The sequence below is a fragment of the Chryseobacterium sp. MIQD13 genome (genome assembly GCF_050496705.1).
GTDB lineage: Bacteria > Bacteroidota > Bacteroidia > Flavobacteriales > Weeksellaceae > Chryseobacterium.
Map to the genome: position 1 here is coordinate 809,266 of NZ_JBNWAF010000003.1, position 24,786 is coordinate 834,051.

General features: G+C 36.0%; 18 protein-coding genes. 11 read left to right on the forward strand and 7 right to left on the reverse strand.

What is annotated here, in order from left to right:
• Window positions 1-4 precede the first annotated feature (4 nt).
• Together ACQWU4_RS16015 and ACQWU4_RS16020 are read right to left on the reverse strand one after the other, a co-directional pair.
• Window positions 5-1,009, reverse strand: a complete 1,005-nt coding sequence (locus ACQWU4_RS16015) for a cytochrome d ubiquinol oxidase subunit II (protein WP_429936759.1) — start codon at window positions 1,007-1,009, stop codon at window positions 5-7.
• Window positions 1,006-2,349 carry a cytochrome ubiquinol oxidase subunit I gene (locus ACQWU4_RS16020; RefSeq protein ID WP_429936760.1) on the reverse strand — a complete coding sequence of 448 codons (1,344 nt, stop codon included), beginning with the start codon at window positions 2,347-2,349 and terminating at the stop codon, window positions 1,006-1,008. Before ACQWU4_RS16020 ends, ACQWU4_RS16015 begins: the two co-directional genes overlap by 4 nt.
• A gap of 230 nt (window positions 2,350-2,579) precedes the next feature.
• On the opposite strand from ACQWU4_RS16020, the gene gyrB reads away from it, so the two are divergent.
• The 7 genes from gyrB (at window position 2,580) to ACQWU4_RS16055 (ending at window position 13,070) form a co-directional block, all read left to right on the forward strand.
• Window positions 2,580-4,514, forward strand: a complete 1,935-nt coding sequence (gyrB, locus tag ACQWU4_RS16025) for a DNA topoisomerase (ATP-hydrolyzing) subunit B (RefSeq protein ID WP_429936761.1) — start codon at window positions 2,580-2,582, stop codon at window positions 4,512-4,514.
• An 84-nt stretch (window positions 4,515-4,598) separates the two neighbouring features.
• Window positions 4,599-5,021, forward strand: a complete 423-nt coding sequence (locus ACQWU4_RS16030; protein ID WP_429936762.1) for a DUF5684 domain-containing protein — start codon at window positions 4,599-4,601, stop codon at window positions 5,019-5,021.
• Window positions 5,022-5,462: 441 nt separating this feature from the next.
• Complete coding sequence (locus ACQWU4_RS16035) at window positions 5,463-7,400, forward strand: transglutaminase domain-containing protein (RefSeq protein ID WP_429936763.1); 1,938 nt, start codon at window positions 5,463-5,465, stop codon at window positions 7,398-7,400.
• A 19-nt stretch (window positions 7,401-7,419) separates the two neighbouring features.
• On the forward strand, window positions 7,420-9,312 hold the full coding sequence (locus ACQWU4_RS16040) for a DUF3857 domain-containing protein (RefSeq protein WP_429936764.1): 1,893 nt from the start codon (window positions 7,420-7,422) through the stop codon (window positions 9,310-9,312).
• A gap of 2 nt (window positions 9,313-9,314) precedes the next feature.
• A complete protein-coding gene (locus ACQWU4_RS16045; protein WP_429936765.1) occupies window positions 9,315-11,252 on the forward strand; it encodes a transglutaminase domain-containing protein in 1,938 nt (645 codons plus the stop codon).
• 98 nt (window positions 11,253-11,350) lie between these two features.
• A complete protein-coding gene (locus ACQWU4_RS16050) occupies window positions 11,351-12,175 on the forward strand; it encodes an RsiV family protein (RefSeq protein ID WP_429936766.1) in 825 nt (274 codons plus the stop codon).
• 4 nt (window positions 12,176-12,179) lie between these two features.
• On the forward strand, window positions 12,180-13,070 hold the full coding sequence (locus ACQWU4_RS16055; protein WP_429936767.1) for a diacylglycerol/lipid kinase family protein: 891 nt from the start codon (window positions 12,180-12,182) through the stop codon (window positions 13,068-13,070).
• A gap of 5 nt (window positions 13,071-13,075) precedes the next feature.
• Here ACQWU4_RS16055 and tsaA read toward each other — a convergent pair whose 3' ends face one another.
• From tsaA to ggt, 3 genes are all read right to left on the reverse strand, one after another.
• Window positions 13,076-13,534 carry a tRNA (N6-threonylcarbamoyladenosine(37)-N6)-methyltransferase TrmO gene (tsaA, locus tag ACQWU4_RS16060; RefSeq protein WP_429936768.1) on the reverse strand — a complete coding sequence of 153 codons (459 nt, stop codon included), beginning with the start codon at window positions 13,532-13,534 and terminating at the stop codon, window positions 13,076-13,078.
• 46 nt (window positions 13,535-13,580) lie between these two features.
• Window positions 13,581-14,861, reverse strand: a complete 1,281-nt coding sequence (locus ACQWU4_RS16065) for a dicarboxylate/amino acid:cation symporter (protein ID WP_429936769.1) — start codon at window positions 14,859-14,861, stop codon at window positions 13,581-13,583.
• Between the two features lie 222 nt (window positions 14,862-15,083).
• The gene (gene ggt / locus ACQWU4_RS16070; RefSeq protein ID WP_429936770.1) at window positions 15,084-16,772 is read right to left on the reverse strand and encodes a gamma-glutamyltransferase; all 1,689 of its coding nucleotides are present in this window, start codon (window positions 16,770-16,772) and stop codon (window positions 15,084-15,086) included.
• A gap of 238 nt (window positions 16,773-17,010) precedes the next feature.
• Here ggt and ACQWU4_RS16075 point away from each other — a divergent pair, with 238 nt between their 5' ends.
• From ACQWU4_RS16075 to ACQWU4_RS16090, 4 genes are all read left to right on the forward strand, one after another.
• Window positions 17,011-19,866, forward strand: a complete 2,856-nt coding sequence (locus tag ACQWU4_RS16075; protein WP_429936771.1) for a TonB-dependent receptor plug domain-containing protein — start codon at window positions 17,011-17,013, stop codon at window positions 19,864-19,866.
• A gap of 104 nt (window positions 19,867-19,970) precedes the next feature.
• Window positions 19,971-20,936, forward strand: a complete 966-nt coding sequence (locus ACQWU4_RS16080) for an NAD-dependent epimerase/dehydratase family protein (protein WP_429936772.1) — start codon at window positions 19,971-19,973, stop codon at window positions 20,934-20,936.
• An 84-nt stretch (window positions 20,937-21,020) separates the two neighbouring features.
• Window positions 21,021-21,773, forward strand: coding sequence for a polysaccharide deacetylase family protein (locus tag ACQWU4_RS16085; protein WP_429936773.1), 753 nt, complete (start codon window positions 21,021-21,023; stop codon window positions 21,771-21,773).
• Between the two features lie 19 nt (window positions 21,774-21,792).
• Complete coding sequence (locus ACQWU4_RS16090; RefSeq protein ID WP_429936774.1) at window positions 21,793-22,317, forward strand: hypothetical protein; 525 nt, start codon at window positions 21,793-21,795, stop codon at window positions 22,315-22,317.
• A 112-nt stretch (window positions 22,318-22,429) separates the two neighbouring features.
• On the opposite strand, the gene ACQWU4_RS16095 is transcribed toward ACQWU4_RS16090, so the two are convergent.
• Together ACQWU4_RS16095 and ACQWU4_RS16100 are read right to left on the reverse strand one after the other, a co-directional pair.
• Window positions 22,430-23,635 carry a metallophosphoesterase gene (locus tag ACQWU4_RS16095; RefSeq protein ID WP_429936775.1) on the reverse strand — a complete coding sequence of 402 codons (1,206 nt, stop codon included), beginning with the start codon at window positions 23,633-23,635 and terminating at the stop codon, window positions 22,430-22,432.
• A 66-nt stretch (window positions 23,636-23,701) separates the two neighbouring features.
• Entirely contained in the window at window positions 23,702-24,769 is a 1,068-nt protein-coding gene (locus ACQWU4_RS16100; protein WP_429936776.1) for a 3-oxoacyl-ACP synthase III family protein, read from the reverse strand.
• Window positions 24,770-24,786: the final 17 nt, after the last annotated feature.

Sequence of the window (24,786 nt, forward strand, 5' to 3'; positions counted from 1 at the left end):
ATTTTTACTTTCTCAGTTTACTGAACGAAGCCATCAGGTAAAACAAAAACGGCAGAATAAACAATGAACCCAGCATCAGAGCCCATCCCAAAGCTGATATTGTTTTTGCAGGTGCCATATGTTCCAATAATGAAAGGTGCTGTCCGTTTCCTAATAAAATAATATCAGGATTATGCTGATAAGTAGCTGCAATAAGGATCATCACCATTTGAAATCCTGCTAATGCCCGTACCGGAAGTAATTTCCGCTGATTCATAGCCCGAAGGATAAGAAAGAGGGCAATTGTAGCAAAAACAATAGCCATAATTCCTAACGGTTTTGAAAATATCCACATCAAAAGAGGAATGTCCGAAGCATAGGCAGTTAAGAATACCAGTATTCCTGTAATTACTACAAAAATCATAGTCTGTTTAGACTTTCTGATCATCAGTGTAAGATCAGCTTTGTCACGGGTTTCCCTTAATGAAAATATGGAAGCTAAATAAGCACATAGAGCTACCGTAAAAAGTCCTACGGAAACACCAAACCAATTCAGCCAACTAAAGATATATAAATCTAAAAATCCAACCGCATCTGGATTGATAGAATGCGAAACAGTAGCTGCTGCAATCAGACCCAGAAAAAATGGAGTCAGAAGGCTTGCATAATAGAAAACCTGCGTATATAAAACCTGCATATTGTCTTTCACCGCATCATAATGTCTGAATGTAAAAGCAGTACCCCTTGCAATAATTCCCAAAAGCATCAGTACCAGAGGAATATGGAGATAAGTAGACATTGTTGTATAAATCTCGGGAAATCCAACGAAAAGAATAACGATCGCAATAATCAGCCACATATGATTGGCTTCCCATACCGGTGCGATGGATTCATACATGATCTCCTTTGTTTTATGGCGGGCTTTTTTATGGGTAAAAAGCTCTACAATTCCGGCTCCGAAATCCGCTCCGCCCAAAATGATATAAAGACAGATAGAAAGCCATAGAAAACCTATAACAATATAAATCATGATTTTTTGTTTTTATCGTTAAACTGAGCGTCTGTAGGATCATAAAGTTTCGGTACCATCTGGATCTGTCTTCTCAGAAGGAAGATGATAATCAGTGATAATGATACGAAAATAGCAGTAAAGAAGTAGAATGAATACTGTATTCCGGGCATTGGCGTTACTGCATCTGCCGTTCTCATGATTCCGTAGATGATCCACGGTTGTCTTCCTACCTCGGTAACGGTCCATCCTGCCTCCAAAGCAATATATCCGAAAGGGGTAGCGATCAGAAATGTTTTTAAAAGCCAGTTTTTACTCAGCCATTCCTTTTTGAAGAAGAAAGAGTAGAGGTACACAGCCCCGATGCAGATCATCACAACGCCGAAAAAAATCATGATTTGAAAAGCGTAGTGAACAACAGCCACCGGAGGCCATTCGTCACGGGGAAAATCCTTCAATCCTTTTACTTCGGAATTGAAATCATTACTAACAAGAAAACTTAATACTTTGGGAATTTTAACGGCATATTTCACTTCTCCTTTCTCTTCATCAGGAATTCCGCCCAGTACAAATGATGCTCCTTTTTCAGTTTCAAAGTGAGCTTCCATGGCAGCGAGTTTAATAGGCTGTCTTTCAGCGACGGATTTTGCTGCAACGTCACCGCTTAAAGGCGCTCCAAAGGCCCCGATTAAAGCAAATCCGGCAGCAATTCTGAAAGCTTTTGTATGGAATTCTACATTTTTTCCTTTCATAATCAACAAAGCGTGAACTCCTGCAACGGCAAATCCTGTAGCACAGAAAGCTGCAACGGTCATATGAAGAGCCTGAGGAAACCATGCTTCGTTAAACATGGCTTTAATAGGGTCTATATTTAAATATTGTCCATTAATATAATCAAAACCTGCAGGCGAATTCATCCAGGCATTGGCTGCAACGACAAGGATACCGGAGGCCAATCCGCTTAAACCTACCAGAAATCCACAGAACCAATGAAACCATTTATTGAATTTCTCCCAACCATATAAAAAGAATCCAATGGCAATGGCTTCAATAAAAAATGCAGTTCCTTCCAGAGAAAACGGCATTCCGAAAATGGGTCCCGCATGCTTCATGAATCCAGGCCACAGAAGTCCAAGCTCAAAAGAAAGCATAGTGCCAGAAACGGCACCTGTGGCAAAGAGAATTGCTACTCCTTTACTCCAGGCTTTTGTAAGGCCTTTATATACTTCATTATTGGTTTTGAGATATTTCCAGTGGGCAAAGGCCATCAGAAAGGGCATTACCATTCCCACACAGGAAAAAATGATATGAAAGCCCAGCGAGAGAGCCATCTGCGCCCGGGCTGCAATAAAATCATCCATAATAATCAACTTTTGAGTAAATAAATTTAAGCATAAAATACGGATGTAGAATATGATTTAACACAGTTGGTGTTTGAGAAATAGGTAATAACTTTAAACTTTTTTAGATAAAATTCAGTTCTTGTTTTCATTATAATTCTACTCTTTTTTGACATATTTTAACTTTCATAAGTCGAAAAAAATCACGATCTTTGTGAGTCTCTGCATTTGGCAGGATTTTAATAATTTATATGAGTCAGAAACAATATACAGCTAGTAGTATTCAGGCATTGGAAGGAATGGAGCACGTTCGTATGCGTCCTTCAATGTACATTGGTGATGTAGGAGTAAGAGGTCTCCATCATTTGGTTTATGAAGTAGTAGATAACTCTATTGACGAAGCATTGGCAGGATTCTGCGACACGATCTTTGTCAGCATTAAAGAAGGAAACGGGATCGAGGTTAGTGATAACGGTAGAGGTATTCCTGTAGATTTCCACGAAAAAGAACAAAAATCTGCTCTTGAGGTTGTAATGACAAAAATTGGAGCAGGAGGTAAATTCGATAAAGATTCTTACAAAGTTTCCGGAGGACTTCACGGAGTTGGGGTTTCGTGTGTGAATGCACTTTCCAATGAAATGATTACTACCGTTTACAGAGACGGAAACGTTTATCAGCAGATATATTCCAGAGGAAAAGCACAAACCGGGGTTGAAGAAATTGGTCACAGTGATAAAAGAGGAACCAAACAGTTCTTCCAGCCTGATGATAGTATTTTCACAGAACTGGTATACAACTATGATACTTTAGCAAGCCGTTTAAGAGAGCTTTCTTATCTTAACAGAGGAATTACAATTACCCTTACCGATGAAAGAGAAACATTGGAAGACGGATCCTTCAAAACAGAAATTTTCTATTCTGAAGGCGGGTTAAAGGAATTCGTTGCCCATATTGACGGAAACCGGGAATCTATCATGGAGAATGTAATCTTCATGGAAGGTGAAAGAGATGATATTCCTGTAGAAGTGGCGATGCGTTACAATACTTCATTCAGTGAAAACCTTCACTCTTACGTTAATAATATCAATACCCATGAGGGAGGAACTCACCTTGCAGGTTTCAGACGTGCTTTGACGAGAACCCTTAAAAAGTATGCTGATGATTTAGGAATTCCACAAAAAGAAAAAGTGGAAATTACCGGTGATGACTTCCGTGAGGGACTTACTGCCGTAATTTCTGTAAAGGTAATGGAGCCTCAGTTTGAAGGACAGACTAAAACTAAATTAGGTAACTCTGAAGTTTCCGGTGCTGTAGATAAAATTGTAGGGGAAATGCTTACCAATTTCCTGGAAGAAAACCCTACTGAAGCAAAGATTATTGTTCAGAAAGTCGTTTTAGCAGCAAAAGCAAGACAGGCAGCGAAGAAAGCCCGTGAAATGGTTCAGAGAAAATCTCCTATGGGCGGTTCCGGACTTCCGGGGAAATTATCAGACTGCTCATCTAAAGATCCGGCAGAATCTGAACTGTTCTTAGTAGAGGGAGATTCCGCAGGTGGAACTGCTAAGCAAGGTAGAGACAGACATTTCCAGGCTATTTTACCTTTGAGAGGTAAGATTCTTAACGTTGAAAAGTCAATGCTTCATAAAGTATATGATAACGAAGAGATTAAAAACATCTATACAGCTCTTGGAGTTTCTGTAGGAACAGAAGAAGACAGTAAGGCCTTAAATATGGCTAAGCTGAGATATCATAAAATTGTGATTATGACCGATGCCGATATCGATGGATCCCACATTTCTACCCTGATTCTTACGTTCTTCTTCAGATTTATGAAGGAACTTATTGAAAACGGATATATATATATTGCTCAGCCACCTTTATATTTATTGAAGAAAGGAAACAAAAAGATATATGCCTACAACGAAAAAGAGCGTGAAGAGTTTACTTTAGAAATGGCTCCGGACGGAAAAGGAGTAGAAGTTCAGCGATATAAAGGTCTTGGGGAAATGAACCCTGAGCAGCTTTGGGAAACAACCCTTAATCCTGAGCACAGAATTTTAAAGCAGGTAACGATTGATAATGCGGTAGAGGCTGATAGTATATTCTCAATGCTGATGGGGGATGAAGTGCCACCAAGAAGAGAATTTATCGAAAAAAATGCGAAATATGCAAAGATTGATGCATAATTATTATTAAAAATATATTAAAAAAAGCTTCTATGTATTAGAAGCTTTTTTTATATTTGGTGAAAACCAATAAAAAATAATAATATGTTAACTCTTTTACAAACAGACCCTTATGACGGGGTAGATACAATGTCAGGTGCTGCAGCTGCAGGACTGGGATTGGGAAGTATGATCTTCGGATTACTGATTTATATATTTTACGGATACTGTATGTATAAAATATTTCAGAAAGCCGGAAGAGAAGATGCCTGGGCGGCTTTTGTCCCGGTTTACAATATCATCGTATTATTGGATATTGTAAAGAAACCCATATGGTGGATTATTTTACTGATAATTCCTTTTGTTAATATATATGCAGGATGGGTGGTAAATGATAGGCTGGCGAAAGCTTTTGGAAAAGAGACTCCGGTTTATACTATTCTTTTGTTCTTCTTTGGATTTATTTTCGTTCCGGTTCTTGCTTTTAGCAGTGATAAATATGACAGCAACAGAATTCCAAATGATTAACAATCAATAAAAAGATATTTTGAAGACTTCAGAAATGGAGTCTTTTTTTGTTTCCAATTTCATAATTGAAAAATTATGATGAGATTATTGTGAGAAAATTATAAAAATCCTTAATGAGAGATGTAATTTGTTAAAATTTACCATAAAATAAACTGCTGTATATTAGTCTTTTATAAAGTATTTTTGTTTATTTTAAAATAAAAAATTAACAGTTATTAAGATTTTATTATTTTTGCTCAACTTTTAATAACTATGATGAAAATTTTGATTATAGAGGCTTTGTCTACAAACTCTATATATTTTGCACAAACTTATTCGGTCTACCATTCCTTGAAAATTTAAAGAAAACTGCTAATACTCTTATCCAGGAGGATTTTACCATAATGTGGATCTATAAATTTGATGAAATTTTCTATGAAAATCTTAAAAACTAAAAAAACTATGATAACCAATACTAAATTCAATATAGCAGTATGCTGTTTCGCATTCAATATGTTTTTTTCGCAACATAAATTTCTTGTCCAGCCTGCTTTTGATGAAACTGATTTAAAGAAAACAAATTCACTGATAGAAAAAAGTGCTCCAGCGGAAATCCTTTACAATAGTGTTCGATATCATATTGCAAATAATTCCATTGGACCAAATTTTCTTGTCGAGAAAGAATACTATTCTAAAATAAAAATTTATGACAAGAAAAATGCAGAAGAATGGCTAAATATAGAAATTCCTATTTATTCCGGTAATGTATTGGATAAATATGAAGTGAAGGTATATAACCTTGTTAATAATAAGGTAGAAAAAATTTTGATTGATAAAAAAGAGCAGCTTAAAGAAAATTTTACAAAAGGTTTAAGGTTTTTCAAGCTGGCAATTCCCAATGTATCAGACGGAGCCGTAATAGAGTATAAGTACAAAATCTCATCATCAAATATTTTTAACACCAGCTATTTTCTGGAGTATAATATTCCTGTAGTATATCAGGAATTTAATCTGGAGTATCCGCATGAGAATCTTGATTATACTTTTGATACAACAGGTACGGTTATAAAGCCCGATCATCAGTATAACAATTCTGAAGCTCATCTTGGTGTTTCATATGATATAATCAGGTTTGGCTATGAAAATACAAAATCAAAACAGAAGGAAAGTTTTGTAAAAGACCTGAACAGAAACAGAGCAAAGGTAAGACCTGAGGTAAAAAGTTATTCAGCCGGAAACTATAGATATACTACATTTAAAAGCTGGAATAAAATTGCGGAATTACTTTATACTTCGGATAATTTTGGAAACTATTTGAATAGTAATGTAAAGGATATACTACCTGAAAGCATCAAAACCTACTATGATCCGTTAGAAAGAGCGAATAAAATTTTCAATTTTGTTAAAGAAAATTATAAGTGGAACAGGAACGATGATGTAATAGCCAGTCAGGGATTAAGCAAGCTTCTGAAAACAAAATCAGGAAACAGTGCAGATATTAATCTCTTTCTTATTATGCTCCTTAGAAATGCAGGAATTGAAGCCAATCCTGTTTTGATCTCTACAACAGATCATGGGATTTTGAATATTACTGCACCCGGTCTGGATGAGGTGAATTTTGTACTGGCCTCTGTTAAAATTAATGACCAAATCCATTTTTATGATGGAACATCTTATGCTTCTAAGGCAAATCTTTTGCCAGAGAGAGATTGGAATGACTTCGGAATATTAATAGAAAAAGATAAGGGAACAGATCTTTCTTTTTCCAATACTAATATCAGCAAAAAAGAGCAGGTGATCAAAGCTTCTGTAGATTTAGAAAATTCTATAATCAAAGGAACATTTACTCAAAAAGATAATGGAATGTTTGCTATTGAGGCTTATGATGAATTTGATTTTAATAAGGATAAGTATAATGAATCCTTTAAAACAAAATATGGAGCAGATATCAAAGAGGTAGAATCCAAACTTACCGAGAATGGTGATTTTGAAACCCAGATGAAATTTTCAGGAAATAACCTAATGGATGTGGTTGGAAGTAAAATTGTAATCAATCCTTTTCTGTTCCTTACTTCAGGAAATGATACATTTAATCAGACTGATGAAAGAAGGTACCAGATTGATTTTATTTCAGCCTTTGAGAAAGAGAAAAGAATAGAATTGGAGATTCCTGCAGATTATAAAGTAACAAGTTTTCCAAAAGATAAAAAAATACAGACAGATGATAAAGAAATAGCCTATTCTTATAAGTCGGAAACTGTAGGAAATAAACTGATTATTACCTCTAAAATTAATATTGCAAGCCAGAACTATCCAAAAGAATATTATCCTTTCTTTAAGCAGGTCTGGAAAGTGATGTCAGACTCTGAAAACCAAGTGATTATTTTGGTGAAAAAATAAGAATACAAATAAAAAATTAATGAAGAAAATACTAATTCTGGGGGCATTATCCACAGCCTCAATATACTTTGCACAAACCTATCCGGTTTCTGCCATTCCTGAAAATTTAAAGAAAAATGCAGATATTGTTATCCGAAAGGATTTTACAACAGCTCAGATCAATAAGATTGACGAAATCAAATATCAATATAATAAGGTAACAACCGTTTTAAATAAAGATGGTGACTCTAAAGCGCAGATTTATATTCCCTATCAGAAAGGCGATAATATTTCCGATGTGAAAGTGACTGTTTATGATGAATCCGGAAAAAAAATAAAAAATTTTTCCAAATCTGATTTTGGTGACTTTGCCAACAATACCCAGGGAGTATTTTATTCAGATAACAGGGTTCTTGCATTGTCATATACTTCAGCCTATTATCCTTATACAGTAGATTTCTCATATCAGATCACAAATGAAAATACCATTTTCATTCCCGATTTTTTACCGTTTTCCTCCCCGAATATATCTCTGGAAGAAGCTCAGTTCAAAATAATCAATAAATCAGGAATTGATCTTAAGACTAAAACTTATCCTTCAAAATATAATTATACAGCTGTAACTGCTGCTGATAGTGGTAATGAAAAGACTTATTCTTACAAGAATGTTCCTGCAATAGATGATGTGCAGATGCTGCCTCAGCCTGAGAAAATATTGCCTAAAGTAAGTTTTACTTTGGCCAAATTCAATCTGGAAGGTAAGCAAGGAACTTTGAACAGTTGGACAGATTTTGGAACCTGGTATTATACTAATCTTGTTGAGCCTGTTTCTGCATCTACTCCGGCTATTAAAGCAGAAGTGGCTGCTTTAAAATTAGAAGGTTCAACAGAAGAAAAAGTTAAAAAGCTGTATCAATATATGCAGTCGAAAACCAGGTATATATTTGTAGGATTGGGTATTGGAGGATGGCTTCCAATGTTTCCCGATGAAGTTCAGAAAAAGGGCTATGGCGATTGTAAAGGATTGACCAATTATATGAAAACCTTATTGAATGAGGCAGGAATTCCATCAAACTATTGTGTGATCAATTCCGGTTCATCTGATATTTCTTTTGATCCGGATTTTCCATCAATGGGAGGGAATCATGCAATTCTGATGGTACCTACAGAAAAAGGAAATATCTGGCTTGAAAATACTTCACAGCAGATTGCTTTCAATCATCTGGGCTACAGTACTACAGACAGAAATGTTCTTGCTGTAACTAAAAAAGGAATAGAACTTATCAATACACCTTCATATACAGCTGAGCAGAACAGAGAAAAGCAGACTCTAAAAATTAATCTTTCAGAAGATAACAGCATCAACGGAGAGATTCAGTTTGCCTATACAGGAAGTCAGTATGATAATAATCTGGCTTATACCTATCTGTCACCAAAAGAAAAAACTGAGGTTTTGAAAAAAAGATTCGATGTTCTGAATTTTGAAAAAGCAGAAATGAAAGATCTTGTCAATGATAAAGATAATGCTGTCATAAAATTCAATCTGGATTTTAAAGCAAATAATTATTCCAAAAATACGGGAGCAAATTTGATTTTCAGAGCAGTACCTATTTTTACCAATAATTTTTATAAATCTGATGAAAACAGGGAGCTTCCATTTGAAATAGGACAGTCTTTTCAGGATGAATATGAAATTGATTTTGCAATTCCCAAAAATTACAAAATTGATGAAGTTCCGGAAAATGTAACCATCAATTCTGAATTTGGAACCTATAAACTGAATATTGTGAAAAACGGAGAATCGTTGAAAGTTACACGATTCATTAAAATTAATAAAGGAATATTTCCGAAAGAAAAATATAACGATTACGTAAGTTTCAGAAAAAAAACTCTGAATACTGATAATTCTAAAATACTACTGACTAAAATCTAATCATGAAAAAAAACTTATTAACGGCTTTCTGCTTCGGAATTCTGATCTCTGTAAACGGTCAGAAGCATGAATTTCTGGACCCTCCGAAATTTGATAATGCTGATCTTTCCAAAGTAAAATCAACGCTGGATGAAAATGCGCCTGCAGAAATTTTATATAAATCAGTCCATTTTAATATTGATACTTCTACAGGAAATCTTAAGAAGAATGTTTTTTACAGAGTAAAAATCTATGATAAAGATAAAGCAGAAGACTGGTTGAACCTTGAAATTCCACTGTTTAAAAATGCCGGAGGTGATGAAGAAACGTTAAGCAAAATGAAAGCCTTCGTCTATAATCTTGAAAATGGAGCGGCAGCAAGTACAAAAGTAGATAAAAGTTCAAAATATAAAAGTAAGGAAAGCAAGTATACAACCATCACAAAATTTGCTTTTCCTAATGTGAAAAATGGGTCTGTTATAGAATATCAGTATGAAGTTTTATCTCCCTTTTTATATTCGGTTCCACAGATCATAATAGAATCTGATGCACCTTCACTGTACACAGAGTATATTCTGGATAGCCCCTCACATATAGCTTATAATGTAAATTATACAGGTTCATTAGCTCCAAAATATAGAATGGTAGAGGAGAAAACAATGTATGGAATGCCATTTAAGACCTATAGATTCGGATATGAAAACCTAAAAGGGTTCAAAACTGAAAAATTTGTTAAGAATGACAGGAATTACCGTACGAAAGTAAGTGCAGAACTTCATTCAACTAATTTTGGTCAACTTAAAATGTATTCCTCTTCATGGGAAGAAATCAAAGAAAAGCTTTATAAAGATGACGATTTTGGGGAAGAACTGAAAAAAACAAAACTGGCTAAAGAAAATGTAACCTCAATTATTTCAGGTCTGAATTCAGATACTGAAAAAGCAGATGCCATTTTTAAATATGTAAAAAATACATTTACCTGGAACAAAGACCGAGGGGTTTATACAGAAGACGGAATAAAAAAACTGGTAGAAACTAAAACAGGAAATGCTGCTGAAATTAATCTTTTCCTTATCATGATGCTTAGGGAAGCTGGATTAAAAGCTGATCCTCTTGTAATCTCCACTGTGGACAACGGCTTGATCAATTTAGTTTCACCAAGCATCGTCGGGATGAATTTTGTTATAGCAGCTGTTAAAATAAAGGACAGATATTATCTCTATGACGCTACTGCAAAACAAGGATCTGTAAATAATCTTCCTCCAAGAGACTGGAATCAGTATGGTGTTCTGATGGCCAAAGAGAAAGCTACCCTATTGCAGATGGAAAATGCTACAACCAGCTTCAATTATCTTACTACAGAAGCAAAGATCAACGAAGACGGGAGCATTTCCGGAACGTATACTGATAAAGATACCGGTTCATATGCCATGTTTGTTAAAGAAAGCTATGATGAAAATGCTGAAAAATATAAAAAACAGTATAAAGATAATTATTCAATAGATTTTACAGGAATTGAGTCGAAAGCTCTGGAAAATGGAGATTTTGAAAGTACTATGAAATTCACTTCAGATAATCTTATAGATAAAGTTGGGAAGAAAATGATCATCAACCCGATGCTTTTCCTGAACAAAAACTCCAATGAATTTGATCAGACTGATGAGAGAAAATATGATATCGACTTTATTTCCTCATTTACCAAAGTGAAAAAAGTAACCCTGGAAATACCGGAAGACTATACTATAGAGGCAATGCCGAAAAGTAAAAAAATTGTAACACAGGATAAAGAAATTGAATACAGCTATATTGCCGAACAAAAAGGTAACAAGCTGGAAATAATCTCTACCACAAAAATTGTAAGTCCGGATTATCCCAAAGAGTACTATCCTGCATTCAAGCAAATTTGGGAGACAGCTTCAAAAAGTGAAAACCAGGTAATAAGCCTGATTAAAAAATCATAGAGGAGAAATTTCCTTCAGATATTTAAGAATTAAAATAATTTTTGCAAAACCATTCTTTTTTTGAATGGTTTTTGCATTCACACTCAAAAGAAATAATTATGAAAAATACAATTGCCGTTCTGGCAGTTTCTTCTTTCCTTGCTTTTTCAGCTTGTAAAAAAGGAGAACAGACCATAAATTCTGATACAAAAGAAACTCCCCAGGCAGAAAAATTTACAGTCGATTCCGTGAAAGTCAGTGATTCTTCAAAGATTGCAGATTCACTTACCGTAAGTTTCGCCTCCAAACTGCTTGTTTTTCCAACTTTGAAAGACAAACGGTTGTTGGATAGTATCTATTTTCAGAATAAGGGAATCAAAGATTTTTCTAAAAAAGGACTGCAGTCCTATCTGGATAGTGATAAAAATAAGTACTTCAAATCCGTAAAAAGTGACAGTAAAGATTGGATTTCAGATATTTCCTATGCACAGAACTGGTATACAAACTCCCATATGAATCTGGTTTCCAATGATAATGACTACATGCATATTGGGTATGTGTGGAGCTCATACGAGGGAGGAGCTCATGATAATTATGGATTTTCAGAAAGAGTTTTTGATCTTAAAAACAATAAAAAACTGGAGCTTAAAGATATTACTTCAATGCCAAAAGCTAAACTTGAAGCCATGTTGATGAAAAATATCAATAAGATCAACAGCGGAACAACAGATGGTAATGGTGAAGTGAAAAATTCAGATATGCTTTTGGTGGAAGCCATCCCTGCTACTGATAATTTTTACTTTGATCAGAAAAACCTGTACTTCCATTACAGTCCGTACGAAATTACAGCTTTTGCGGCCGGAGATATTGTGATTCCTGTATCCTGGGAAGAACTGAAAGGAACATTGAATACACAATTCAAAGAAAGAATGAAAATAAAATAAAATAATGCTTCCGGATCTGGAAGCATTTTCTATTTTTGCGGTAATGGAAAGAGCAGCTTTTATCATTAATCCTTTTTCGGCCAAAAAAAATTATCAGCCGTTTCTTGACGAGCTCAAGAAAAAGGTCAGTAATCCTTTATATTATATCTCCGAATCTATTCCGGGGACTGATGATTTTATCAGGACGAATTTTGACAATGTCGATATCTTTGTAGCTATCGGAGGTGACGGAACGATTTCCACTGTTGCGAAAAGTCTTATTAATACAGATAAGATCCTTGCGATATTTCCGGCCGGATCCGGTAACGGCTTTTCCAATGAGACTAAATTCAGTAAAAACCTTGACGAGCTTTTGGAAAAAATCAAAGCTAAAGCGTCCAGAAAGATTGATACTTTTACCGTTAATGACAGATTGTCTATCAATGTTTCAGGAACCGGATTTGATGGGAAGGTGGTTAAAGAATTTGAAAAGACCAGCCGCGGATTCAAAAATTATATCAAGGTTTCCCTGAAAACATTCTTCAATTATAAACCAATCAAGGTTAAATTCTTTGATGAAGCCTACCAACAGTACAACGGGCGGTACCTGATGCTGAACATAGCCAATACACGCCAGTTCGGAAACAACGCTTATATTGCTCCGCAGGCAAGTAAAAGTGACGGATTGGTAGATATGGTTCTTGTGAAAAAATTCCCACTGACCTACTCGGCTCTTTTTGCCTTCAGGATGTTTACCAAAAGGCTGAAGGATGATGAATATGTAACCTATCTTCCTGTTTCAGAGATTTCATTCAAGGTAACAACTAAAAACTGGCACCTCGATGGTGAATTTAATAAAATAAAATCACCGGTTCATGTGAAAGTACAACCTTCAAGCCTGAATATTCTGGTGTAATTTCCTTATTTCCAATAATTTTTCATAAGATCTGCTACCCATGCAGGCTGCTTGATTTCACCTTTCGGCTGAAATTCCTTAAATACAGGTTTAATGTCCAGTACCGGAGTTCCGTCAATAGCATCAAGAAATTTAACCTTGATCGTTCTCTCATTGTGTTCCAGTAATTCAACTGTGGCAAGTCCTATTGTATTTGGCCTGTCTTTTTTGCGTTGTCCGAAAATGCCTGTTCTCGGATAATTTGTATTCCCTCTCGGATGCCCTGAAAAAACAATGTCTTCTTCTTTTACCTTGTCGAAATAGTAAATAATTTCAAGATGGGAGAAATTTGAAATACTGTTAAAAGCTTCTGTTGGAATATGATCGGCCAGTTCAATTTCGGCAATGATTGTTTCCCAATTATCGTCTATTGGTTCTGTACGGGAGTTTTTAACTGTTGCTATAGGTTGAAGTGTTATTTCCATATCTTAAAATTTTAATTATCGCGTGTTTTTGGTGATGGTTTATACTCTAAATTTCTAATTTTTTCTCAATTTCATGTGGGTGGTCAAGGCAATACTGTAGCTGTGTTTTATCCAGTTGTTTTTCCCAGTTGGCTACAACTACTGTTGCTACAGAGTTCCCAATTACGTTTGTTAGAGCCCTGCATTCACTCATAAATTTATCAATCCCTAAAATTAATGTCATTCCCGCAATTGGAATTTCAGGAACAACGGCAAGTGTTGCTGCCAAAGTTACAAACCCTGCTCCTGTAACACCAGCTGCTCCTTTTGAGCTTAACATAGCGACCAAAAGCAGCATTATCTGTTTATCCAGAGGAAGATGAATATTTAGGGCCTGAGCAATAAAAAGAGAAGCCAGTGTCATATAAATATTGGTACCATCCAGATTGAAAGAATATCCGGTAGGCACCACAAGTCCTACGATTGCCCTTGAGCAGCCGGCTTTTTCCAGCTTTTCCATAATTCCCGGAAGTGCAGATTCAGAAGAACTGGTTCCTAAAACCAGAAGAAGTTCTTCTTTCAGATAAAACATCAGCTTAAAAATATTAAACCCGTTATACCAGGCTACTGCACCTAAAACAATGACAACAAATAGGATAGAGGTAATATAAAATGTTCCTACCAGAAATATAAGATTCAGTACCGAATGAAGACCATATTTCCCGATAGTAAATGCCATTGCTCCAAAAGCTCCGATAGGAGCCAGTTTCATCAGCATATGAACAATTTTGAAAACAGGTGTTGAAAGATCCTGCAGAAAATCTGTTACTTTCTGACTTTTTTCTTTAGTCAAGACTAATGCAACACCCATTAAAATAGCTACCAGAAGCACCTGAAGTATGTTTTCACCAACTAATGGACTGAAAAGTGTCTCTGGAATGATATTCATGATAAAACCTGTCAGCGTTGAATCATGGGCCTTTTGCTGATACTGGGAAACATCCCCTGAAAGAGTGGCAGGATCAATATTCAAACCATGTCCCGGCTGTAAAATATTTCCTACGATCAGTCCGATAATCAGAGCTAAAGTTGAAAATGTAAAGAAATAGATCATTGCTTTTACTGCAATACGTCCGACTTTTTTGAGATCGGTCATATGGGCAATTCCCAACGTTAAAGTAATGAAAATCACCGGAGCGATAATCATTTTCACCAGTTTGATGAATCCGTCACCCAGTGGTTTCATTTTCTCACCCAGTTCCGGATAATACCTTCCTAAAAGTATTCCTGCGACTATTGCAATAATGACCTGGAAGTAAAGCTGGTTATGTATATTTTTCGCTTTCAAGTGATATTTTTTAAATTTTGAACGCGGAAAATTAAGAATTTTATCTTAAAACATGACAAACATCAGTTAAAATAACCCGATTGTAAATTTCTATTCATAACCTTATTAATAAATAATGCTTCGACTTTGCTCTACATAACATCTCTAATATATAATTGTAAAGTTTAGAAATTGTCATGTAGAGCAAAGTCGAAGCATCTATGATAGAATCCTGTATCTTAATTATTCCACGGCAACAGAATCATCACCGCGGCCATCTGCCACAGCATGGATATTGCCGTTGTCGTCCATCAGTATCAATTCGGTTTTCCCGATATATTTTATTTTATCAATCACATAATTTTTGCTTTTAAGGGCAGTGATTGTGCTTTCAGGGAAATTACTTTCTACCGTAATTTTTTCCGGAAGCCATTGATGATGGAATTTCGGTGCATTGACAGAAATATTGGCATTCAGCTTAAAATCTACAACATTTACAATAGACTGATAAACTGAAGTAGGGATAGTAGTTCCTCCCGGTGTACCTACAACCATATAAGGTTTTCCGTTTTTAAGTAAGATGGTAGGAGTCATGGAAGAAAGCATTCTTTTATTGGGCTGTATGGAATTGGCTTCGCCACCTACGGCTCCGAACATATTCGGAACTCCCGGTTTAATAGAGAAGTCATCCATTTCGTTGTTCAAAAAGAAACCTGCTCCGGAAACCACAACTTTACTTCCGTAATATCCGTTAAGAGTCGTCGTTACAGAAGCTGTATTTCCATCTTTATCTATAACGGAAATGTGAGTCGTCTGTGTCGATTCATTTGGCTGGCTGATTATTTTTCCAACTTCCGAACTTGGAGTGGCTTTACTGAAGCTGAAACTTTTCCATCTGTTTTTCAGATAGGCATCGGAAGTCAGATAAGCTGTTTTATCTTCAATAAAATCCGGATCACCCATATATTCAGCCCTGTCTGCGAAGGCTCTTCTTTCAGCTTCTGTCATGATCTGCACGGCTTCCGTAGAGTTCTGCTGATATTTTTCCAGATTTTCATATCCGGCCATCGTCAGCATTTGGGCAAGTAATACACCTCCACTGGAAGGAAGAGGCATTGTTACCACACGGCTTCCTTTATAATCAAATTCCAGGGGTTTTCTTTCTGCTGTTTTATAATTTTTAAGATCTTCCAAAGTAATAATTCCATTGCCTTTTTTCATTTCTGAAACCATTAATTCGGCTGTTTTCCCTTCATAAAACCCTTTTGCTCCTAATTTCTGAATTAATCTTAGTGTTTCAGCCAGTTCTTTCTGAACCAAAATATCACCTGCTTTCCACGGAACATCTTTTACAAATGCGATGGAGGATTTGTTATGCTTTAAGAAGTTTTCTCTGTGGGTATTCAGCATATCGGCTTCCATTTCTGTAATGGCAAAACCTTTTTCGGCCAGATCGATTGCTGGCTGGATAATTTTATCCATCGGAAGCTTACAATATTTCAAAGTCGCAAAAAATCCGGAGATGCTTCCCGGTACACCTACAGCCAGTCTTCCGTATTGCGAAAGATCCGTATTGGCTTTTCCGTTTTTATCAACGTACATATCCTTGGAAGCTTTTTTGGGAGCAGTTTCTCTGTAATCCAGGGTGAATTTTTCGCCATTATTTTTAACGCCAACCAAAAAACCGCCTCCGCCTATATTTCCGGCCTGAGGATATACTACTGCAAGGGCATATTGTGTTGCTACAACAGCATCATAGGCATTTCCGCCCATCTTCATAATTTTTGATCCCGCCTCACTTGCTAAAGGATGGGCAGAAACCACGACCCCTTTATTTTTAACTTTTACTTCTTTGATAATGTTGAAACCTGTAAACTGCGCAGGGGAAAAATTAAATGCCATAAGTACGGCAGCCAGAAATACTCTCTTCATAAGATTATGTTTGAGACAAAAGTAGATAATTTTTAAACAACCAAATACCTTTAATAGTGGTTTGTATCTATGGCAGTCATAAAAAATGAAGCTATTTATTAAATTATTCACTTGTTAATTGAATTATGAATTTTTGTGATGAATGTTTATTAAAAACTGTTATTTATTTTAAAAACAATTACGATTTTGGTGGTTTTAATATATTTTTTGTAAATTGAGCTTACATTAAAAAATACATATGAATAAAAATTACCAAAAAATTGCTTTGCTTGGAGTATTATTCTTTATTTCTGCAAATGCCAACGCTCAAACTAATGATTCGATAAAGACTAATCAGGTGGATGAAGTGAAGATCACTATTGGTTCAAGGAATAAAGCCAGGGTTGCTACGGATACTCCGGTACCGGTAGATGTTATTAATATTGGATCTCAGGCGGTTTTAAGTCCTCAGATGGATCTTAACCAGATTTTGAATTATGCAGCACCTTCTTTTACATCTAATTCAACGACTGTAGCAGATGGAACAGATCATGTGGATCCTGCTCAATTAAGAGGACTTGGACCTGATCAGGTATTGGTTCTTCTCAATGGAAAAAGGAGACATAACTCTGCTTTGGTTAATATCAATGGTTCGCCGGGAAGAGGCTCGGTAGGGACCGATCTTAATGCTATTCCTGCTTTTGCCATTGAAAGGTTGGAAGTGCTGAGAGACGGAGCTTCTGCACAATATGGCTCTGATGCTATTGCAGGAGTTATCAATGTTATCATGAAAAAGAATACCAATGCTTTTACGGCTGCTATTACGGCAGGAGCTTTTAATTCAAAAGGAGCCAATGATCATCATGGAGGATGGGACGGTGGAAAATATCAGGTAGATCTTAATTATGGCACTAAAATCGGGACAAATGGATTCATCAATTTCACGGCAAGTTTATTGAGCAGAGATGATACAAGAAGAGCACAGGCGGCAACCGGAGATATTTTTAATGCATATAATGCAATTGAACAGAGAGCTCTGGAACAAGGGGTGAATATTTCTTCACTTTTTGGAAACATTGCTAATACCCCGAATACACAGCAGATCATAGGTTATATTCATCAGTATGCTCCGTCGGTTGGTTATTTTACAGCACAGCAGCAAGCGGATATTCAGGCCGCCAATACTATTTCACAGTTACAGAATTTATTGAAAATTGATGTTACTGAAAATGAACTGGCTTATAGAAAATTAACCAGAGACGATTTTAATATGCGGGTTGGACAGTCAAAATTGACGTCCGGTCAGTTTTTTATGAATTCTGAATTTGACCTTTCATCATCTGTGAAAGGGTATGCTTTTGGAGGAATTTCTTACCGAGATGGTAATGCGGCGGGCTTTTTCAGAAGGCCTAATCAAAACAGAACTTCTACAGCCATATATCCGAACGGTTTCTTGCCGGAAATAGCTTCAGATGTTATTGATCTTTCGTTTGCAGGTGGAGTTAAAGGGAAATTGGGGAATGTCAATTATGATATAAGTAATACTTTCGGACAGAATACTTTTGATTATACGATTAAAAATACAGCTAATGCATCCATGGCATATCCCGGTAAAACAGAATTTGATGCAGGAGGATTGAGCTTTATGCAAAATACAATCAATGCAGATTTCGATACAAAAATTGATTGGTTAAAGGGCTTTAATGTGGCTTTCGGTGGTGAAGCAAGATTTGAACGGTATAAAATAAAAAATGGAGAAGAAGCTTCATGGGCTTTGTATGATATCAATGGACTGATCCAGACTCCATCAACTGTTGCTTCTTTAAAACCAACTGATTTTTTAGGAGCTACCAGACCAGGCGGATCTCAGGTGTTTCCGGGTTTCAGGCCTGAAAATGCTTTAAATAAAGGGAGAAGTTCTGTGGCGGCGTATGTGGATACTGAACTGGATGTTACGGATAAATGGCTTTTGAGTGCTGCTTTACGCTATGAAAACTATTCAGATTTTGGGTCTACGTTCAATTATAAAATAGCAACACGATATAAGTTGACCGATCAGATTAATTTAAGAGCGGCTCATTCAACCGGATTTAGAGCGCCTTCCTTACAGCAGATTTATTTCAATGCTACGGCAACTCAGTTTGTAGGAGGGACTGCATTCGAGGTAGGTACATTTTCAAATGATTCAGAAGCTGCAAGACTTCTAGGTATTCCACAGTTGAAACAGGAAGAGTCAACGAGTTATTCTGCGGGTTTTACAGCAAAAATTCCACAGGCTAATCTTACTTTTACCGTAGATGGCTATTATATTAAAATTAAGAACAGAGTGGTTCTTACCGATCAGTTCTCAAGACCGGCAGGAACCTATCCAGATGGAAGCCCTGAAAAAAACCTGCAGAATCTTTTTGATAAGGCCAATGCCAACGCAGCAACATTTTTTGCTAATGCTATTGATACCCAGACTAAAGGAGTAGAAGGGGTGATTTCTCACAGAGGAAAATTTTCTGAAAGTGTTTCGTTAAATTCCGATTTGGCAGTGACAGTGTCCAAAACGAACAGGATAGGAGAGATTCATGGTTCTGATGCTTTAATTAAAGCTGGGCAGATTAACCGTTATTACTCAGAATCGAGTAGAATTTATCTTGAGGAAGCTATTCCCAGATTTAAAGCTTCTCTTAATAACTCTCTGGAAATTAGTAGATTTAATGTGCTTCTGAGAAATGTGTATTTCGGAAAGGTTACAGATCCGAATGCAATGGATGCCAATGGAGACGGTATTGTAAGTGGTGAGATTATTAACGGACAGGCTGTTGCTACAGAACATCCTGTTTGGGGTGGAAAAGTAATTACAGATTTATCGGTAGGCTACAAATTCAGCAACAGTTTTAGGCTGACTATTGGTGCTAATAACTTATTTGATATTTATCCGGATAAAAATTATGGACCTACTATAGTAAAAACACCTGCTTTAGATGGTTCCGGTAATTTAATTTATGTTGCTAATGCTGCTCCTATAGATCTTACTAATCAAAACCAGTTCGTTTATTCCAGAAACACATCCCAGTTCGGAATGAACGGGAGATTTCTTTTTGCGAGAGTCAATCTGAGCTTTTAGTGGTCTCTTTTTAGATATTATGAAAAAGGTATGTTTTTGCATACCTTTTTTATTTTGGTTGATATGATTTTTTTACTTTTGTACAATTCTAAAAAATATGTAAAATGGAATCCTATACGGAAAGAATATTGATTACTGGTGCTTTGGGACAGATCGGCACCGAACTGACTAACAGGCTTGTTGAAATTCACGGAGCTGATAATGTAGTAGCATCAGGACTTGACAGATGGCAGAAAGGAATTACTGCTGCCGGACATTATGAAAGAATGGATGTGACGAATACCCAGCTGGTAAGACAGGTGATCAAAGACTATGAAATTACAACTGTTTATCATCTGGCGTCCCTTTTATCCGGAACTTCAGAAAAACAGCCGATTTTCGCCTGGAAACTTAATCTTGAGCCTCTTCTTCATTTCTGTGAAATGGCAAAAGAAGGACTGCTTAAAAAGATCTTCTGGCCTAGTTCAATTGCTGTCTTCGGGAAAGGAATTCCAAAACATGATGTAGGGCAGGATGTAGTTTTGAATCCTACCACAGTTTACGGAATTTCTAAAATGGCCGGGGAAAAATGGTGCGAATATTATTTCGATAAGTATGGAGTAGATGTAAGAAGTATCAGATATCCGGGACTTATTTCCTGGAAGACACCTGCGGGAGGAGGAACTACGGATTATGCTGTTGAAATTTTTTATGAAGCGATAGAAGAAGGGAAGTACACCAGTTTCATTTCCGAAAACACAGGAATGCCTATGTTGTATATGGATGATGCAATTAATGCAACATTAAAATTGATGGAAGCGCCAAAAGAAAATCTTACCGTACACTCATCTTATAATTTGGGCGGAATGTCATTTACCCCGAAAGAATTGGCGGAAGAAATCAAGAAAGAAATTCCTGATTTTTCAATCAGTTATGAACCGGATTTCAGACAGGCGATTGCAGATTCCTGGCCGGCTTCAATTGATGATTCTGTGGCAAAAAAGGACTGGGGACTTACTTATGATTTCGGAATTTCTGAGATGTCAAAAGACATGATCAAGAATCTTAAAGTGAAATTAAACAAAAATTAATTACTTAAAGTTAATGTTTAAATAAAAATAATTTTAACATCTGATTTTTAATTAATTATAAATATTATCTAAAATTTAATTTAAATGATTTTATTGACTTTTAACATCCTGAATATTGAAGCTGAACCAAAAAACGGAGCAGGAATTTCTGATGTGGAGAGACTGAAAATTGCAGAAGATAATACAAAAGCTATTCTTCGGATTTTAGATATTCATGACATAAAAGCAAGTTTTTTTGTGGAAATTTCCATTGCGGAAAAACTGCAGAATTTAATAAAAGCAATTTCATCCAAAGGGCATGAAATTGCTTTTTATAATAAGAGTTCCGATCTTCAGAAAATTGAAGAAATCAAAAAGAATATCCAGGACCTTCTGGAAAAACAGATCAGAGGAATCAGGCAGAAAGATTTTAAATTATCCCAGGAAAATCTGAAATCATTAGAGTTTAATTATGTCTCCAATATTGATAATGCAGATATTCTTTTTCCATTCAAGAGGCTGAAAAGAGATACAGAAATTAATGAAGAGGATGGGCTGAGTATTGTTCCTGAAAGTATCTCACCATACAGCCAATTGCCGTATAATGATTTTGTGTTTCAGATCCTGCCTATGAAATATTATCAGAATATGGTTTTTGAAACCCTGAAAAATGATGATTTTGTTCTGATCTATCTCAATTCTTGGCAGTTCACAGACTTTAAAAAATACAGGTTTGATATTCCGTTTTACAGAAGCCTTTTTTCGGGCAAAAAAATGGAGGACAAGTTAGATGCCCTCCTTACCTGGATCAACGAGAATGATATGGCTACTTCGCGTATGAAGGACTATATTTTCTAATGATCTTTTATTAAAGAATATGAAAAAACTGATTCTGATAGTCTGTCTTGTTGTAGTTTGGATTTTTTTTAATTATCCTGTTTTTGACAGTAAAGGAATCTCTTATTTGATCATTTTTTCCTGTTTTGTTATTCTTTGTTTTGCAGGTGCAAAGCTTTATACTGCAGATGAGAAATATGATTATGAATCTGTTGAAAGAGAAATGGATGAATTAAGTAATTTTAACGGTATTTTTCAATATACTGATAGTGGATTTTACATAAATCGAGAAAAATCATCGGAATTTATAAAATGGGATGATATTATTTCAATCAATTCATTTAGCATACCATTGGTTTATAGGCGAAGAACTACAGGGTTAGAGATTATTACTGATTCAAAGAGTTATGAATTTGATGACGAAAATACTCCTGGAATCGAAAAATTAATCAATGAACTCTATAATCATCTTCAAATGAATGGAGGAAATTTAACCAAGGTAAGAATGAATAATCATGGGCTTGAAAAAATGAATCTTTTCAAAAAGAATGGCATTATTAATTAATGGTTTAGATGGAATATCAACAAAGTATATATCTAAAAAAATATTTAGTAAATCAGGTTTTTATAATGATTTACTAAATATAGTATTGATTAAATTGACTTTTCTCTAATTTTTAAGATAGCTCAAAAAGCGTAATCTCCGGTAGAACCCCAACTCTTCCGGGATAACCAAGAACACCAAACCCTCTGTTGACATACAGCATCTTTCCTTCGCTTTCATATAAATCTGCCCATTTTGGGTAGCGGTACTGTACAGGAGACCATTTTACATTTTTAAGATCCAGACCAAACTGCATTCCATGGGTGTGTCCTGAAAGTGTCAGATGGATGTTTCCCGGGTGTTTTTTAACCACATAATCGAAATGGGTAGGGTCGTGACTCATCAGGATTTTCGGAGCAGATTCTGGTACTCCTTTTAATGCTTCATCAATCTTTCCGAATTGAGGAAAAGGTTTCAGTCCCCAGTTTTCAACACCGAGAATGTAAAGCTTCTCTCCATTTCTGTCAATTACCCTGTTTTCGTTTCTAAGCATATCAAAACCGGCTTGTCTTTCGTAATCAATGAGAGTCTCCAGGTTCTTTTTCTTGGCATCCGGAGAAGTCCAGCTCACATAATCACCGTAGTCGTGGTTTCCTAATACGGCAAACTTGCCGTCTTTTGCTTTAATCTTTGAAAATAACGGGATAAAAGGCTCGAATTCTTCCGAAACATTATTCACCATATCTCCTGTAAAAAGCACAAGGTCGGGATTTTGCTCATTGATCAGATCAATGGCATGTTGAAGTTTACTCGGATCTGAAAAACTGCCGCTGTGGACATCAGAAATCTGGATCACTTTGTAACCGTTGAAGCTTTTTGAAAGACCCGGGATTTTTACTTTTATTTTCCTTACTGTATGCCTGTATTTCCCAAAGGTAATCCCGTCAATAAAAAGGGCAGAAAGAACACCTCCGAGCCCTAGGCCTACCATACTAAGAAACTTCCTCCTTTCCGGGAAAAAGTTTTCCTTCGGCTGTGTTAATCCGATCAGGTATCCTCCGGTTCTGAAAATATCGTCGATCAATAAAAACAGGACCACAAAAATTTTAGGCAGAATAAAGATCAGGAATAATGAAATCATGATCTGTGCTCTTACGGTACTTCTGTCCGATCTTTGGAAATGAGTGACTTCATAAGCGAAGATCCCATAAACTGCTAAAGATATCACCCAATATCCCAATCTTATCCAGGAATTATCAGTTAATGTTCTTATAGCCTGATAGATATAGACCTCGAGGAACAGGAAGATGGCGGCAATAATTAAAAAATTTCTTTGCATAATAAAATCTAAAAAAGCACAAAGAATCTCCCTGTGCTTTATATTTTTTTGTTAAATTAAATATTTTTAAGGAAATCTGTAAACGATAGCATTGATGTTCATTCCGGCACCTACCGAAGTCATCACAATGTTACCTTTATCCTTAAACGTTTGACCATCCATTTTTCCTTTAATTATTAAATCATACATTGTTGGAATGGTTGCTACAGATGTATTTCCAAAGTCCTGAATCGTCATAGGAGAGATTGCATGATCATAATCTTTCACGTCATAAAGCTTATGAAGTCTTTCAATCATCGCATAATCCATCTTTGCATTGGCCTGGTGAATCAGGATCTTATCAATATCTCCAAGGGATAGATTAGCGTCCTCTATTGTTTCTTTGATAGCAGCCGGAACATTTTTAAGAGCGTACTCATAAATTTTTCTTCCCTGCATTCTTACATAAAGACGTCTTTGGTCTACATTCTGGTTAATGGAAGGTGCATTTTCAAGATAGCACAGTTCCGGACCATTGTCACAGATTGTGTTGTGAGAAATAATACCTACGTTTTCCTGATCAGTAGCCTGTACTACAACTGCACCCGCCCCGTCAGCAAAGATCATTCTGTTTCTGTCATGCGGATCGGTAACACGGCTTAACGTTTCTGCACCTACTACAAGAATGGTTTTAGCAGCTTTTGCTTTGATAAGGTTGTCGGCAAGGATCATAGCTTCCACCCATCCCGGACATCCGAAGATCATATCATAAGTAATGCATTTTCTGTTCTTAATGCCCAGCTTATTTTTTACTCTTGCAGCCATATTCGGCATAAAATTCACATATCCGTCTACAGTAACTTCTCCGAAGTTGCTTGCATAAATGATATAGTCCAGTTCCTCACCATCTACTTTAGCGTCCTCAAGGGCAGCTTTGGCAGCAGCAGAGCCAATTTGTGAATTGGAAAGATCGTCTTCAATAAATCTTCTGTTTTCTATTTCTGTGATTTCTACAAACTTTGCGATGGTTTCTTCTGCAGGTTTTTCAATCTTAACTCCGTCTTCAGTGTAGAACTCAGAATCCATGAAATAATCTCTACCAATAACTCTGTTAGGAATATAGGATCCGGAACCAATAATGATCGTATTCGGCATTCGTTTATATGATTTTT